The sequence below is a fragment of the Aliigemmobacter aestuarii genome, from assembly GCF_004799285.1.
Taxonomy (GTDB): domain Bacteria; phylum Pseudomonadota; class Alphaproteobacteria; order Rhodobacterales; family Rhodobacteraceae; genus Aliigemmobacter; species Aliigemmobacter aestuarii.
In genome coordinates this window covers 305,063-320,345 of sequence record NZ_SSND01000001.1, presented here as the reverse complement: position 1 = coordinate 320,345, position 15,283 = coordinate 305,063, and the positions used below count along the sequence as shown (strand labels likewise).

Sequence of the window (15,283 nt, the reverse complement as noted above, 5' to 3'; positions counted from 1 at the left end):
ATGACTTCTGAAAACCTGCTGAAGTTCTATATCAACGGTGGTTGGGTCGCGCCGCTGTCCGACAGCCGCCTGGGCGTGGAAAATCCCGCGACCGAGGAAATCGTGGCCCAGATCGCCCTTGGCAACACCGCCGATGCCGATCGCGCGATCCTTGCGGCGCGTGCGGCCTTCGACGGCTTCACCGTCTGGCCCGTGGCCGACCGGATCGCGCTGGTCCGCCGCATCCTTGAGGAATACAACGCCCGCTACGAGGATTTCGCGCAGGCGATGAGCATCGAGATGGGCGCCCCGATCGAATGGGCGCGCGGCGCGCAGGCCTGGGCGGGGCAGGTCCATCTGGAAAGCACGATCAAGGCCGCCGAGGAGATGGCCTGGGAATACAGCCGCGGCAACAGCCGGATCGTGCATGAGGGGATCGGCGTCTGCGCGCTGATCACGCCCTGGAACTGGCCGATGAACCAGATCGCCTGCAAGGTGGCCCCGGCCCTGATCGCGGGTTGCACAATGGTCCTGAAACCATCGGAAATCGCGCCGCTGTCGGGCATCCTCTTTGCCGAGGTCTGCCATGCCGCCGGCGTGCCTGCGGGGGTGTTCAACCTGGTGAACGGCACCGGCCCCGAGGTCGGCGCGCATATCTCGGCGCATCCCGAGGTCGATATGGTTTCCTTCACCGGATCGACGCGGGCGGGCACGGCGGTGGCGGCGGCGGCGGCGCCCACGGTCAAGCGCGTGGCGCAGGAACTGGGCGGCAAGTCGGCCAACATCATCCTGCCCACCGTGGCCGATCTGGCGGCGGCGGTGGCCGCAGGGGTCGAGGGCTGCATGGGCAACACGGGCCAGTCCTGCGATGCGCCCACCCGCATGTTCGTACCCCGCGCCCGCGCGGCCGAGGCCTATGAGGCGGCCCGTGCGGCGGCCGAGGCAATCGTCGTCGGCGATCCGGGGGACAGCGCCACCACGATGGGGCCGCTGGTGTCGAAGCTGCAGTTCGACAAGGTGCAGGGCCTGATCCAGAAGGGGATCGACGAGGGCGCGCGGCTGATCTGCGGCGGCACCGGTCGGCCTTCGGGGCTGAATCGCGGCTGGTTCGCGCGGCCCACGATCTTTGGCGATGTGACGAACGACATGACCATCGCCCGCGAGGAAATCTTCGGCCCGGTTCTGGCGATCCTGCCCTATGACACGGTGGACGAGGCGGTGGCGGCTGCGAATGACACGCCCTATGGCCTTGCGGCCTATGTGCAGGGCCCGCTGGACGAGGCCCGCGCCGTGGCGCGCCGCCTGCGGGCGGGGCAGGTCAGCCTGAACTACCCCGACTGGGATACCTTCGCACCCTTCGGCGGCTACAAGCAATCCGGCAACGGCCGCGAATATGCCGACTGGGGCATTCACGACTTCTGTGAGGTCAAGGCCATCGTGGGGTACGGGGCATGAAATACGGCTATATCGGGCTTGGAAACCTGGGGGGGCATGTCGCGGCCAGCCTGATCCGTGCGGGCTTTGACGTGACGGTCTACGACCGGAACCCGGCACTGGCCGACCGACACCGCGAGATGGGGGCGAAGGTGGCGGGATCGGCGGCGGAGCTGGCGGCGGCGGTCGACCACGTCTTTACCTGCCTGCCGTCGCCTGCAGTGTCCGAGGCGGTGCTGGCACAGATCCTGCCCCAGATGAAACCCGGGGCGACGTGGATTGAGAATTCCACGCTGGGGCGCGACGACATCATCCGTCTTGGCACGCTGGCCTCGGAACAGGGCGTGCGGCTTCTGGAATGTCCCGTGACGGGCGGGGTGCATCTGGCCGCGCGGGGCGAGATCACGGTGCTGGCCGGCGGCGACAAGGACCTGTTCGAGATGCATCTTCCCGCGCTGAAGGTGATCGGCAACCGGCATTTCCACATGGGACCGCTGGGAAGCGCCGCGGTGATCAAGGTCATCACCAACATGCTGGCCTTCATCCACCTGAAGGCCTGCGGCGAGGCGCTGATGCTGGCCAAACGTGGCGGGCTTGACCTTGGCCAGGCCTGGCATGCGATCGCGGCCTCTTCGGGGACGAGTTTCGTGCATGAGACCGAAGGCGCGCTGATCCTGAACGGGTCCTATGACATCGCCTTTTCGGTCGATCTGGCGCTGAAGGACCTGGGCTTTGCCATGGGCTTCGGGCGCGAGTTCGGCGTGCCGCTGGACCTGGCGGCGGCGACCGAACAGACCTATGTCGCGGCCCGTGCCGCCTATGGCGGCGAGGCGCAGTCGCCGATGATCGCCAAGCTTCTGGAAGACATGCTGGGCACCGATCTGCGCGCACCGGGCTTTCCCGCGCGGCTGGAGTAGGGCAGAAAGGCCTCGGCAACAGGCGGGGGACCGATCGCGTGACAGACCAGATGAACGACCGCGTGGCGCGGCTTCTGAACCATCGCAAGGGCAGGCTGGCGAAGGGCGATCCGGTGGTCGCGCCGATCGTGACATCGGCCACGTTCCACCTGCCCGACGTGCAGGGCGCGGCCCATGTCTATGGCCGGAACGGCAGCCCGACCTGGGAGGAGCTGGAGGCGCAGCTCGCGATCCTGGAGGATGCCGAATGCGTGACCTTTCCCAGCGGGATGGCGGCGATTTCGGCGGCGCTTTTTGCCACGCTCGGCGCGGGCGCGCGGCTGGTGATCCCGTCGGACGGCTATTACGTCACGCGCATCCTGTCTTCGGGGTTCCTGGCCTCTTTCGGGGTCGAGGTGGTGGAAATGCCCACCGCGGCGATGGAGACGGCGGATTTCACGGGCGCGACCGTCGTCTATCTGGAAACCCCGTCGAACCCGGGCCTCGACGTGATCGACCTGGCCGCAACATCGGCGCGGGCTCGGGCGGCGGGGGCGCTGGTGATCGTGGACAACACCACGATGACGCCCCTGTTGCAACGTCCGCTGGATCTGGGGGCCGATCTGGTGGTCGCGGCCGATACCAAGGCGCCCTCGGGCCATTCGGATGTGCTGATGGGCCATGTGGCGGGGCGGGATGCCGTGCTGATGGCGCGGGTGCGCGACTGGCGGCGCATGGCGGGGGTCGTGCCGGGCGGTTTCGAGGCCTGGCTCGTCCATCGCGGGCTTGAAACGCTCGAGGTCCGGCTGGAACGGATGTGCGCCAGCGCCGCCGTCATCGCGGCCCGGCTGGCGGATCATCCGGCCGTGGGCGCGCTGCGCTATCCGGGGCTGGCAGGCGACCCGTCCCATCGGGCGGTTGCCTCGGGGCAGATGGCGAATGGCGGCTTCCTGATCGGCTTCACGCTGGCCGATGCGGGCCGGGCCGAGGCGTTCCTCGCCCGCTGCTTCTGCATCGCCCAATCGACGAGCTTTGGCGGAACGCACAGCGCAGGTGAACGGCGGGCACGCTGGGGCGACGCCGTGCCCGAGGGTTTCATCCGGCTGTCGGTCGGCCTTGAGCCAGTCGAGACGCTGTGGCGGGCCATCGCCGAGGCGCTGCCCGAGGGGTGAGCGAAGATTTTTCGCCGAAAAATCTTCGCCCCGCCCAAATCGCCCCGCCCAAATCGTCCCGGCCAGATCGACTGGATCGGCTGTCCCGGATCGGCGCGTTCAGACCAGATCGACCAGCCGGTTGGCCTCGGTCGCGACATCGGCGAGTCTTGCGCGGTCCTCGCCGGGGAAGAAGCGCGCGCGGGTCGCCGTAGGCAGGGGGGCGGGCGTCTCGATCAGGACGCGCGGGCCGGTGCGGACGGTTTCGGCCTGCCAGCTTTGTGCCAGCGCGATCTGGGCCGCCTTGGTCGATCCGTAGGCGCCAAAGAACTTGGCCCCGGCATGCGGGTCGTCGAGGAACAGCGCGGTGCCCCGATCGGGCGCGGCCAGAAGCAGCGGTTCGACCATCGGGATCAGGACGCCCGTGGCGCGGATGTTGATCGCGACCGACTTGTCCCAGTCCTTCAGGTCGAGCGAGCCTGCGGGCGACAGCGGGGCGGCGTGGATCGCGGCATGGACCCAGAGATCGACCTTGCCCCAGCGGTCGAAGATCGACCGGCAGAGGTGGCGCATCGCGTCGTCATTGGTGATGTCCATCGGCGCCAGCGTAAGCTGGCCCGCGCCCGGCAGGCCCGCGGCCTTCACCCGGTCGTCCAGTTCCTCAAGCCCGCCCACGGTGCGCGCCACGGCCACGACCTGCCAGCCGCGCAGCGCGAGCTGTTCGGCGATGTGGTGGCCAAGGCCCCGCGATGCGCCAGTGACAAGAGCGATACGGTCAGACATGCGATGTCCTTTCAGCCGGGGGGCGGGCGGTGATGCCGGGCCGGGGAGGCGCCGGGGGTTTCACACCCCCGGACCCCCGTGGGATATTTGGAAACAGGAAAGGGGGCAAGGTCCGCGCGGGGTGGCAGCATGTCGCGTGGCGGCGCTGTCGGCGCAGAACGGGCTATTCGGCCGCCTTCATCTGGAAGCCTTCGGCGATCTTGTCGGAGGGCGCCACCGGATACTGACCCGAGAAGCAGGCATCGCAAAAGCGCGGCGCCTTGGGGTCGCGACCGGCGGCCTCGCCCGCCGCGCGGTAAAGCCCGTCGAGCGAGATGAACTTCAGGCTGTCCACCCCGATCCAGTCGCGCATCTCGTCCTCGCTCATGGTGGCGGCGAGAAGTTTGGACCGTTCGGGCGTATCCACGCCATAGAAGCAGGGCCAGGCGGTGGGGGGCGAGGCGATGCGGAAATGCACTTCGGCGGCGCCCGCGTCCAGGATCATGTCCTTGATCTTGCGGCTGGTGGTGCCGCGCACCACGCTGTCATCGACCAGCACCACGCGCTTGCCGCGGATCAGGGCGCGATTGACGTTCAGCTTGAGCCGCACGCCCATGTTGCGGATCTGTTCGGTGGGTTCGATGAAGGTCCGGCCCATGTACTGGTTGCGGATGATCCCCATGCCGAAGGGGATGCCGCTTTCATGCGCATAGCCGATCGCGGCGGGCGTGCCGCTGTCGGGAACGGGGCAGACGAGGTCCGCCTCCACCGGCGCTTCGCGGGCCAGTTCCACGCCGATCTGGCGGCGCGTCTCATAGACGGACCTGCCGCCGATGATCGAGTCGGGGCGCGAGAAATAGACCTGCTCGAAGATGCAGAACCGCGAGGCGGCAGGCGCGAAGGGGCGCGAGCTGCGGACCTCGCCGCCTTCGATCACGACCATCTCGCCGGGTTCGATCTCCCGCACGAATTCGGCCCCGATGATGTCGAGCGCGCAGGTTTCCGACGACAGCGCCCAGCCGTCGCCGATGCGGCCGAGGACCAGCGGGCGCACGCCAAGCGCGTCGCGCACGCCGATCAGCTTCGTCCGGGTCATGGCGATGACCGAGAAGGCGCCTTCGACCGCCCGCAGCGCATCCTTGATCCGTTCGGCCAGCGTCTTCTGCATCGACCGCGCCATCAGGTGGATGATGCATTCGCTGTCCGAGGAGGACTGGAAGATCGCGCCGCGTTCGATCAGCTGGCGGCGCAGGGCCGCGGCGTTGGTCAGGTTGCCGTTATGGGCGATGGCGCAGCCGCCCACGGCGAATTCGCCGAAGAAGGGCTGCACGTCGCGAATCGCGGTGGCGCCCTTCGATCCGGCGGTGGAATAGCGCACATGGCCCACGGCGATGGCGCCGGGCAGGGTTTCCATCACGTCGGCGCGGGTGAAGTTGTCGCGCACATATCCGAAGCGGCGGGCCGAATTGAAGCCGTGGTCGGGATGGTAGCTGACGATGCCGCCCGCTTCCTGTCCGCGGTGTTGCAGGGCATGCAGGCCGAGCGCCACGAAATTCGCGGCATCCGCCACGCCGATGACGCCGAAGACCCCGCATTCCTCCTTCAGCTTGTCGTCGTCGAAGGGATGGGCGAGGAAGGGGCGCATGGGTGATGCCTCCGAATCCTGAAAGGGGCTGGATGGCCCCCGTTTAGTGCCTGCCTGCGGCGGTGTCACGTCACTATCACGCTTTGGCGGGCGAAAGCGGTAGGTGGTGCCGGTTTGCGACCACCCCGGTCGGGCTTTGCCCCAGCACGGCGCAGCCGCGTTCCTGCGCCCCGGACCGGCCCCGGCGCGCATCGGTCATTTGCGGGCGGTCATTTGCCGGAGGTCATTCATCGGCGGTCAGTTGCCGGCAGGGGCCTGGCCCTCGGTCGCGGCGGGGGCGGTTCCGGCGGGCGCGGGTTCGGCTGCGGCGGTATCGCCTGCGCAGCTGTCCACCAGTTTTTCATACTGGGCCACGATCCAGCCCGGCGCATCCGACGGGATCTGCGCGTCCAGATTGCCCTGGAACGAGGCAAACACCTTGGCCGAACGGGAATTGTCGACCATGGGCACGGTGTTGGCGGCAACCGCGCGGTCATAGACGATGAAGGCGATGGCCACCAAAAGCACGCCGCGCACCACACCGAACAGGAAGCCAAGCCCCTGGTCCACTCCGCCCAGGACAGACCGTTGAACCGCCCCCGACAAAAGAGGCGTGAAAAGGGCTGCAAGGACCAGGCCAACCGCGAAGACGGCGGCGAAGGCGGCGATGATCGACAGTTCGCAACTGTCGCCGAGGATCTTGTCCAGATAGGGGATTTCCTTGACAAGGGGCTGTGCCTGCGGGGCAAAGACGAAGGCCAGCACCGCCGCGCCGATCCAGCCGAGGATCGCCATCACCTCGCGCACCAGCCCCCGCGAATAGGCGAGGATCGCCGACAGCACGATGACGACCGCAACAACGCCGTCGATCAGGGTAAAACCTTCCATTCCCACGCTCCACCCGGACGCGGTCACGCGCCCTTGTCCTTTTGGGGGGCGGTCAGCCCGCCCCGAACATTTCGCCCACGAAGGCCGTCAGATCGGCCATCTGCCTGAGCCGCATCCCCTCCGACTGGCCCAGCTTGGACCGTGACGGCAGGGTCGCTTGTGAAAAACCAAGTTTCGAGGCTTCTTTCAACCTGTTTTCGGTCTGGCCCACCGGGCGCAGCGCACCCGAGAGGCTGATTTCGCCGAAAAGCACCATATCCGGCGGAATTGCCACATCCTCGCGCGCGGACAGAAGCGCGCCGGCCACCGCAAGGTCGGCGGCGGGTTCGGAAACCCGCATGCCGCCCGCCACGTTCACGAAGACGTCAAGCCCGGCAAAGGGGATGCCGCAGCGCGCCTCAAGCACGGCCAGGATGGTCGACAGGCGGCCTGAGTCGATCCCCACCACCGTGCGGCGCGGTGTGCCAAGCGGCGAGGGCGCGACCAGCGCCTGGATCTCGGTCAGCACGGGACGTGTGCCCTCGATCCCGGCAAAGACGGCGGACCCCGGCGTGGCGGTCTCGCGGTCAGACAGGAACAGGGCCGAGGGGTTCGACACCTGCGCCAGCCCGTCGCCCGTCATCTCGAACACGCCGATCTCGTCGGCGGGGCCGAAGCGGTTCTTGACCGCGCGCAGGATGCGGAACTGGTGGCCGCGTTCGCCCTCGAAGTAAAGGACGGTATCGACCATGTGTTCCACGACGCGCGGGCCGGCGATCTGGCCCTCCTTGGTGACATGGCCCACCAGGATGACCGAGACCCCGCGCCGCTTGGCGAAGGTGACAAGCTCATGCGCGGCGGCGCGCACCTGCGCCACCGACCCCGGCGCGCTTTCCACGGTATCGAGCCACATCGTCTGGATCGAATCGATGATCACCAGATCGGGCCGTTCGGCATCGAGCGTCGTCAGGATGTCGCGCAGCGCCGTTTCCGCCCCCAGGCCCACCGGCGCCTGCGCAAGCCCAAGCCGCTGCGCGCGCATCCGCACCTGCGCGCTGGCCTCCTCGCCCGAGATGTAAAGGCATTTCAACCCCCGACCGGCAAAGGCTGCCGTCGCCTGCAACAGCAGGGTGGATTTCCCGATCCCCGGATCGCCGCCGACAAGGATGGCCGAGGCCGGAACCAGCCCGCCGCCCAGAACCCGGTCGAGTTCGTCCATCCCGCTGGCGGCGCGCGACGGCGGGGCCTCTTCCGTGGCAAGGTCGGTCAACGGAATGGTGCGGCCCTTCGCGCCAAGGGATTTCGGCCCAGCCGAAAGCGGCGCCTCTTCCACCAGCGTGTTCCAGGCGCCGCAGCCGTCGCACCGGCCCTGCCACTTCTTGTGCGAGGCGCCGCAAGACGAACAGGTGTAGGAAGGCGCCGCGCGTGCCATGGTCAGTGTCCCTTGCGGTCGGTTCCCCAGCCGATGGCGAGGCTGGCCAGGATGCAGGCGGTGAACAGGTATAGCCCCCAGGCGGTTTCCAGCCGCCCGACGCCCACGCCCTTGGCCACAACGATGTAAAGCGCGATCAAAAAGACATCGGCCATCGCCAGCCGCCCCAGCAGATGCAGCACCCCCATCACACGCGGCGACAGAAGCCGCATGTGGATCAGCGCAAGGCCCATCGTCTTCAGATAGGGTGCGAAGATGGCGAAGACGGTGACCAGCAGCGCCAGCGCCACATCGGTTTCCCACAGCGATTGCAGCCCGGTGATCACGCTGATCTCGGAGAGGCCGAACAGCGGCAAGAGCCCCGCCCGCATCAGCGGCGCGAACCAGGCCACCGGGAACAGGACCAGAAGCGCCAGATTGGCTAGGGCAAGCGGGGTCAGAAGGCGGCGCATCGGTGTTCGGATCAGAAGGGCCGGGGTTCAGGCGGGCCGGAGTTCAGGCGGGAGGGGGTCAGGCGGGAGGGGTTCAGGCGGGAGGGGTTCGGGCAGCTGTGGGCACAGTGCGGTGCGCCCGGGGCAGGGTCAACCCCTTGGGGAAGGCGCGGGGAAAGTGGCCAAGAATGCTGGCCTGCCCTTGCCTCGGCAGGAAGGATGTATTGCCGCGCCGGGCTGCGGCAGGGCAGCTTGCGGAACCCGCGCTATTTCTGCGGCTTGGGCAGTTGCACCACGTTCTGATCGACGCGCTGCGCCTCGTCGAAGTCATAGCCAAGCGCGGGCAGGACCTCTCGCAGATCGGCTTCCAGCCTGCGGATCTGTTCGTTGTTCTGGCGTTCCTCGGCCTGGATGTCCTCAAGCCAGCGGCGCAATTCGTTGGCCGTATAGGTGGCCAGCTTGATGCGGTCCTGCATCTGTTCGGCTTCTTCCTGGCGGCTTTTCAGGAAGGCGCGGGCGCGCGCCACCTTGTCGTCGGAATAGGCGCGGGCCAGATCGCGGGATTCAAAGCTCATCTGGGCCGCGAGCTCCAGCAGCTCGGGTTCGATCAGCGACAGGTCGGGGTGTTTGCGAAGGTGTTCCATCCGCTGACGCATCGCTTCGAATTCGGTCGACAGCGAAAAGACCCCGCGTCGGTCGGCGGCATGGGCCAGTTCGTAGGCGCGCTTGACGTCCTGCATCGAGATCTGGAACGACCGGTGGCTGCGCTCCAGCCGGGCCATGCGGGCGTTGGCGGGCAGGAAAAAGCACAAAAGGCACAGAAGCAAGGTCAGGCCGATCTGCGCATACATCCCCGCCCCGGTGACGGAGCGTCCGCCATAGCTCATCAGAAGATTGGGCCATTCGATCACCCCGGAGGCCGCCGCGCCGGTCAACCCGACCATCACGACAGCGGCGACGATGATCAGCACGAAGGCTATCTGGACCAGACCGTCGCGCGCCTTCGCGCCAATGAATTGGATGTTCGAAATCATACCCTGTCCCCACCCACGCCGTTAACCTTTCCAAGCAGCCGAAGCGACGGGCGAAAGGCAACATATTTTCGCCACAATTTCGGAAAACATGAACAAAACCAGGGGAATGGATGGCTTTGTTTCCCTTTGGAATACAATCCTCCGCCGGAAGGCCCCGGGGTGAGGCGAGAGTGTCGCGAATGATTCGGGGGAGGTGCGGACCGGGCCGGCACGCGTCGCCTTGGGCGGGGTTCAGCGCACCGATTCGATCGGGCCTTCGGCGCGTCCGTGGATGAACTGTTGGACGTAAGGATCTGATGTCGCGTCCATTTCGGCAACAGGGCCAGTCCAGCGGATCATGCCGCCGTGCAGCATCGCCACATTGTCGGCAATCGCCCGGACCGAGGTCATGTCATGGGTGATCGTCATCGCGGTGGCGCCCATCTCGACCACGATCTCGCGGATCAGGTCGTTGATGACACCCGACATGATCGGATCAAGGCCGGTCGTCGGTTCGTCGAAGAAGATGACTTCGGGTTCGGCGGCGATGGCGCGGGCAAGGCCCACGCGTTTCTGCATTCCGCCCGACAGTTCGGCGGGGAACAGGTCGGCCACCTGCGGGCCAAGCCCCACGCGGCGCAGCTTTTCGATGGCGATCTCGCGCGCCTCGGCCTTGGGCCGCCTCAGCGATCCGCGCAGCAGGCGGAAGGCAACGTTTTCCCAGACCCGCAGGCTGTCGAACAGGGCGCCGCCCTGAAACAGCATACCGAAACGGGCCAGAAAGGCATCGCGGTCGCCCTTGGTCACGTCCTGCCCGTCCAGTTCGATCAGCCCGCGATCGTGGTGGACGAGGCCCAGGATGCATTTCAGAAGCACCGACTTGCCCGTGCCCGACCCGCCGATGATCACCATCGAACTGCCCGAGGCGATGGTCAGATCCACACCGCGCAACACCTGGTTGGTGCCAAAGGTCTTGTGCACGTCCTTGAGCGTGATCATGACGAGAAGAACACCTCGGTCAGCAGGTAGTTCGCGGCCAGGATCAGCACCGAGGCGCCGACCACCGCCGATTTCGTGGCACGGCCCACACCTTGCGCGCCGCGCCCCGAATTCATCCCGTGATAGCAGCCCAGAACCGCGACGATGAAGCCGAAGGCCGCGCCCTTCCACAGGCCCGAGGCGACATCCCAGAATTCCAGGAAATCGACCGTGTTCTTGATGTAGGCCGCGGAATTGAAGCCCAGCCGGTTCACGCCGACCAGCCAGCCGCCCATGATCCCGATCGCATCGCCGACCGCCACCAGCACCGGCACGGCAAGCGTCGCCGCCACGACCCGGGGCAGGGCCAGATACTTGATCGGATTGGTCGACAGCGTCACCAGCGCATCGATCTGTTCGGTCACCTTCATCGTGCCGATTTCCGCCGCGATGGACGATGCGACGCGCGCGGCCACCATCAACCCGCCCAGAACCGGCCCGAGTTCGCGCACCATGCCGATGGCGACAATCGCGGGCACGACCGATTCCGCCGAAAACCGTTCGCCCCCGGCATAGATCTGCAGCGCCAGCGCGCCCCCGGTGAACAGCGCGGTCAGCCCCACCACCGGCAACGAGAACCAGCCGATCTGCATGATCGCATGGCCGAGTTCGCGGGGGTAATAGGGCGGGCGGAACAGATGGGTGACGACCTGCGCCGCGAAGATGGCAATGCGGCCAAGCGTGGCCAGCGCCGAAAGCGTCAGTCGCCCGAGCCCGGCTACAGGCGTCAGAAGATATCCGGCTGCGCTCACGCCTTGCCCCCGGTGTAGCGGCGGGCATAGCGCGGCCCGAGGCTTGTCAGGATCTCGTATCCGATGGTGCCCGCGACATCGGCCAAGTCGTCGACAAGCTGGTGTTCCGACAGGATGTCGAGCGTCTGGGGCACGTCTTTCAGATGGGTGACGTCCACCGTGATCAGGTCCATCGACACGCGCCCCACCAACGGGCAGGGGGTGGCGCCGTCGAACAGCATGGCGGCATTGGACAGGCCGCGCAGAAGCCCGTCGGCATACCCGCCGGAAACCGTTGCGATCAGCGCGGGCTCCTCGGCGGTCCAGGTGTTGGAATAGCCCACGGTTTCGCCGGCTGCGACCTCGCGGATCTGGATCACCGGCAGCGCGAGCCGCAGGGCGGGACGCGCCTCTTCGAAGGGTCGGCCGCCGTAAAGGCCGATGCCGGGGCGCGTCAGGTCAAAGTGATAGTCCGGCCCCAGAAGGATGCCGCCAGTCGCCGCGAAGGATCGCGGTACCTCGATCCCGTCGGTCATCGCCAGGAATTGCGCCAGCTGGGCTGCGTTCATCTCGTGTTCGGGTTCGTCCGCGCAGGCCAGATGGCTCATCACCAGTTCTGGATTGGCGTCCAGCACGAGGGGGGCGACGGCCTCCCATTCCGGGAATTCCAGGCCAAGCCGGTTCATGCCCGTGTCAAGCTGGATGCCGAAGGGATGGCCCGGCAGAGATTCCAGATGGCGGGTGATCTGGTCGATCGAATTCAGCATCGGCGTCAGATCCAGATCGTGGATCATCTCGGTATCGCCGCCCATGTGGCCCGACAGGACGTTGATCTGCGGCCCCGGTCCCAAAGCCTGACGCAGCGCCGCGCCCTCCTCGGCCAAGGCCACGAAGAACCGACGCGCCCCGGCCTGGGCCAGGGCCCGCGCCACGCGGGCGATCCCCAGCCCATAGGCATCGGCCTTGACCACGGCCCCGGTCTGGGTGCCGGGATCGCTCATCCGGTCCAATGCGCGCCAGTTTGCGGCAATCGCGTCGAGGTCAATGGTCAGGGTTGCTGTCGCCATGGGGCTGTTTTGACAGGGCAGGGGCGAAGGTCAAGGGGAAAGCGACGCGCGGGACGGGCGGACGGGCTCAGGGGGCATCGAACCCCCTTCGCCCGGCTGCCGCACGCGCCGGCCCGGCGGCAGACAGGCGGCAAGCGAGGAATGGGTATTTGGGTCAGGTTGAAGAATGATGGGCAGTCTTGCTGGGTAAGATGGGGTGGTTTCAACCTGATCCAAATACCCGATCCGACGGCACGTCCTGGCGAGAGGCGGGTGGTTGTTCCGTGGCAACGCCGCGCAAAGGGGTTCGATGCCCCTTTGCACGGCTCTGCCCTTCCGAGAACCAGATGCTGTCAGAACCCGCCGCCGCCATCCTGTTGCCACGGCTTCACGAGATTGCCGAAGCGGGTGAACCTGCCCTCGAAGCTCAGCTCCACCGTGCCGATCGGTCCGTGGCGTTGCTTGCCGATGATGACCTCGGCCTTGCCGTGGACCTGTTCCATGATCTGCTGCCACGCGGCCATCTTTTCCAGGTCGTGATCGCCGGGCTTTTCGCGTTCCTTGTAGTATTCGTCGCGGTAGACGAACATCACCACGTCGGCGTCCTGTTCGATCGACCCGGATTCGCGCAGGTCACTGAGCTGCGGGCGCTTGTCTTCGCGGCTTTCCACCTGGCGCGACAGCTGCGACAGCGCGATCACCGGGATGTTCAGTTCCTTGGCGATGGCCTTCAGGCCCTGGGTGATCTCGGACACTTCCTGAACCCGGTTCGCCTCGGACCCGCGAGAAGAGCCCTTCAGAAGCTGAAGGTAGTCGATCATCAGCACGTCAAGCCCGTGCGTCCGCTTCAGCCGCCGGGCGCGCGCGGCGACCTGGCTGATCGGCAGTGCGGGCGTGTCGTCGATGTAAAGCGGGCAGGATTCCAGCGCCTTGGCCGCCTCGACGAACCGGCGGAATTCCTGTTCGGTCATGTCGCCCCGGCGGATCTGTTCCGAAGGCACCTCGGAGGCTTCCGACAGGATCCGCGCGGCCAGCTGTTCGGCGCTCATTTCCAGGCTGAAGAAGCCCACGACGCCGCCCTCGACCGCGCCTTCGCCCCCGTCCGCCGTGCGCCCGCGCCTGTAGGCCTTGGCGATGTTGAAGGCGATGTTCGTGGCCAGCGAGGTCTTGCCCATCGAGGGGCGACCGGCAAGGATGATCAGGTCCGAGGGGTGCAGGCCGCCCAGCTTCTTGTCCAGATCGACCAGTCCGGTGGAAATCCCTGCCAGCCCGCCGCCGCGCTGATAGGCGGCGTTGGCCACGTTCACCGCATCCGTCACCGCCTTGAGGAAGGATTGAAAGCCGCGTTCGGCCACACCCTGTTCGCCCAGCTTGTAAAGCCGCTGTTCGGCCTCGGTGATCTGTTCGCGGGGTTCGCTTTCTATGTCGACCTTCGCCGCCTTGGCCGAGATGTCGCGCCCCAGCCCGATCAGTTCGCGCCGCACCGCAAGGTCATAGATCATCTGCGCATAGTCGCGCGCCGCATAGGCCGAAATCGCAGCCCCCGCCAGCCGCACCAGATAGGCCGGGCCGCCCAGTTCCGTCAGCCCCGGATCATCCTCGAGAAAGGCCTTGAGCGTGACGGGGCTTGCCAGCGCGTTCTTCTGGATGCGCGCCGAGGCGATTTCGAAGATGCGGGCGTGGACCGGATCGAAGAAGTGATCGGCCCGCACCACGCTGGCGACGCGGTCATAGACATCGTTGTTGGTCAGGATCGCGCCCAGAAGCTGCTGTTCGGCCTCGATGTTGTGGGGCAGGGCCTCGGTCGCGCCCTCGGTGGGCGCGGGAAGGTCGTTGCGGATTTTCGCGATCTCGTTCATGGCCTGCCTCGTCCCCCCGTTCCTGTCGGTCCCGCGCGTGACAGGTCCGATCTTGTTGGTGCCGCAATAGCCGATCCGCCGCCCGGGGGGCAATCTGGGCAAGCGGCTGGAAAACCCTGTGGACAACTTCGCGCCCCGGTCAAGCGCCGGGGGATTTGCGCCCGAAACCACCATATATGGCGGTTCCGGCCTTCCCTCATACCATGATCCGCGATTCGGCGCAGGGGTTGTTCACAACCTGTCCACAGCGCCGTCCCCAGATTTCGGGGTCACTTCGCGCGGGCGGCCTGCCAGGCGCGCGGGTCGTTCAGGAATTCCTCAACCCCGGCAAGCGTTTCGGCATCGAAGGTGCCCTGCGCGCGGGCTTCGGCCAGCATGTCCCACCAGGTGCAGAGATGGATCAGCTTCACGCCGTGATCGGCAAGCCGCGCCTCGGTTTCGGGGAAGATGCCGTAATAGAAGATCACAGCCGTATGTCCGCAGGTCGCACCCGTATCGCGGATCGCATCGACGAAGGACAGTTTCGAACCGCCGTCCGTTGTCAGGTCCTCGACCAGAAGCACCCGCTGGCCTTCGGTCATCGCGCCTTCGATGCGGGCGTTGCGGCCGTATCCCTTGGGCTTCTTGCGCACATAGGTCATCGGCAGGGCCAGCCGTTCGGCCACCAGCGCGGCGAAGGGGATGCCCGCGGTTTCGCCGCCGGCGATATTGTCGAAGGCCTCGAACCCCGCCTCGCGCATCACCGTGACAGCCAGGAAATCCATCAGCGTCGACCGGATCCGCGGGTAGGAAATCAGCTTGCGGCAGTCGATATAGGTGGGCGAGGGCAGGCCCGAGGCCAGCGTGAAAGGCTCGCGCGCGTTGAAATGCACGGCGCCGATTTCCAGGAAGGCGCGCGCGGTCAGCCGGGCGATTTCCTCTTTCGGGGGGAAGGAAGCGGGGATCATGGCATGTCTCGGTCTGGTCTCGGGGCTAAGGCGGATTAGCCGAGGCGCGCGCAAAAGAAAAGCCCGGCGGGGG

Annotated in this window: 14 protein-coding genes; 3 read left to right on the top strand and 11 right to left on the bottom strand. The window is 66.7% G+C overall.

Going from position 1 to position 15,283, the window contains the following annotated elements; all coding sequences use genetic code 11:
* From E7811_RS01520 to E7811_RS01510, 3 genes are read left to right on the top strand one after another with little or no spacing between them, the layout of a single operon-like run.
* On the top strand, positions 1 to 1,434 hold the full coding sequence (locus E7811_RS01520; RefSeq protein WP_136392836.1) for an aldehyde dehydrogenase family protein: 1,434 nt from the start codon (positions 1 to 3) through the stop codon (positions 1,432 to 1,434).
* Entirely contained in the window at positions 1,431 to 2,330 is a 900-nt protein-coding gene (locus tag E7811_RS01515) for an NAD(P)-dependent oxidoreductase (protein ID WP_136392835.1), read from the top strand. Before E7811_RS01520 ends, E7811_RS01515 begins: the two co-directional genes overlap by 4 nt.
* A 38-nt stretch (positions 2,331 to 2,368) precedes the next feature.
* On the top strand, positions 2,369 to 3,481 hold the full coding sequence (locus E7811_RS01510; RefSeq protein ID WP_342773325.1) for a cystathionine gamma-lyase: 1,113 nt from the start codon (positions 2,369 to 2,371) through the stop codon (positions 3,479 to 3,481).
* Between the two features lie 99 nt (positions 3,482 to 3,580).
* Here the strand turns inward: E7811_RS01510 and E7811_RS01505 are convergent, their stop codons facing one another.
* The 11 genes from E7811_RS01505 to E7811_RS01455 form a co-directional block, all read right to left on the bottom strand.
* Complete coding sequence (locus E7811_RS01505) at positions 3,581 to 4,243, bottom strand: SDR family NAD(P)-dependent oxidoreductase (RefSeq protein ID WP_136392834.1); 663 nt, start codon at positions 4,241 to 4,243, stop codon at positions 3,581 to 3,583.
* Positions 4,244 to 4,406: 163 nt separating this feature from the next.
* Positions 4,407 to 5,867, bottom strand: a complete 1,461-nt coding sequence (gene purF / locus E7811_RS01500; protein ID WP_136392833.1) for an amidophosphoribosyltransferase — start codon at positions 5,865 to 5,867, stop codon at positions 4,407 to 4,409.
* A gap of 237 nt (positions 5,868 to 6,104) precedes the next feature.
* Entirely contained in the window at positions 6,105 to 6,734 is a 630-nt protein-coding gene (locus E7811_RS01495; RefSeq protein ID WP_136392832.1) for a CvpA family protein, read from the bottom strand.
* 52 nt (positions 6,735 to 6,786) lie between these two features.
* Positions 6,787 to 8,145 carry a DNA repair protein RadA gene (gene radA / locus E7811_RS01490; RefSeq protein ID WP_136392831.1) on the bottom strand — a complete coding sequence of 453 codons (1,359 nt, stop codon included), beginning with the start codon at positions 8,143 to 8,145 and terminating at the stop codon, positions 6,787 to 6,789.
* 2 nt (positions 8,146 to 8,147) lie between these two features.
* Positions 8,148 to 8,597, bottom strand: coding sequence for a paraquat-inducible protein A (locus E7811_RS01485; RefSeq protein WP_136392830.1), 450 nt, complete (start codon positions 8,595 to 8,597; stop codon positions 8,148 to 8,150).
* Between the two features lie 245 nt (positions 8,598 to 8,842).
* Positions 8,843 to 9,610 carry a DNA repair protein gene (locus E7811_RS01480; RefSeq protein WP_136392829.1) on the bottom strand — a complete coding sequence of 256 codons (768 nt, stop codon included), beginning with the start codon at positions 9,608 to 9,610 and terminating at the stop codon, positions 8,843 to 8,845.
* 231 nt (positions 9,611 to 9,841) lie between these two features.
* Positions 9,842 to 10,588, bottom strand: a complete 747-nt coding sequence (locus tag E7811_RS01475) for an ABC transporter ATP-binding protein (protein ID WP_136392828.1) — start codon at positions 10,586 to 10,588, stop codon at positions 9,842 to 9,844.
* Positions 10,585 to 11,379, bottom strand: a complete 795-nt coding sequence (locus tag E7811_RS01470; RefSeq protein ID WP_394345588.1) for an MlaE family ABC transporter permease — start codon at positions 11,377 to 11,379, stop codon at positions 10,585 to 10,587. The genes E7811_RS01475 and E7811_RS01470 overlap by 4 nt, the downstream gene beginning before the upstream one ends.
* Complete coding sequence (gene alr, locus E7811_RS01465; protein ID WP_136392827.1) at positions 11,376 to 12,425, bottom strand: alanine racemase; 1,050 nt, start codon at positions 12,423 to 12,425, stop codon at positions 11,376 to 11,378. Before alr ends, E7811_RS01470 begins: the two co-directional genes overlap by 4 nt.
* Positions 12,426 to 12,757: 332 nt before the next feature.
* On the bottom strand, positions 12,758 to 14,263 hold the full coding sequence (locus E7811_RS01460; protein ID WP_246020152.1) for a replicative DNA helicase: 1,506 nt from the start codon (positions 14,261 to 14,263) through the stop codon (positions 12,758 to 12,760).
* 269 nt (positions 14,264 to 14,532) lie between these two features.
* A complete protein-coding gene (locus E7811_RS01455; protein ID WP_136392826.1) occupies positions 14,533 to 15,210 on the bottom strand; it encodes an orotate phosphoribosyltransferase in 678 nt (225 codons plus the stop codon).
* Positions 15,211 to 15,283: the final 73 nt, after the last annotated feature.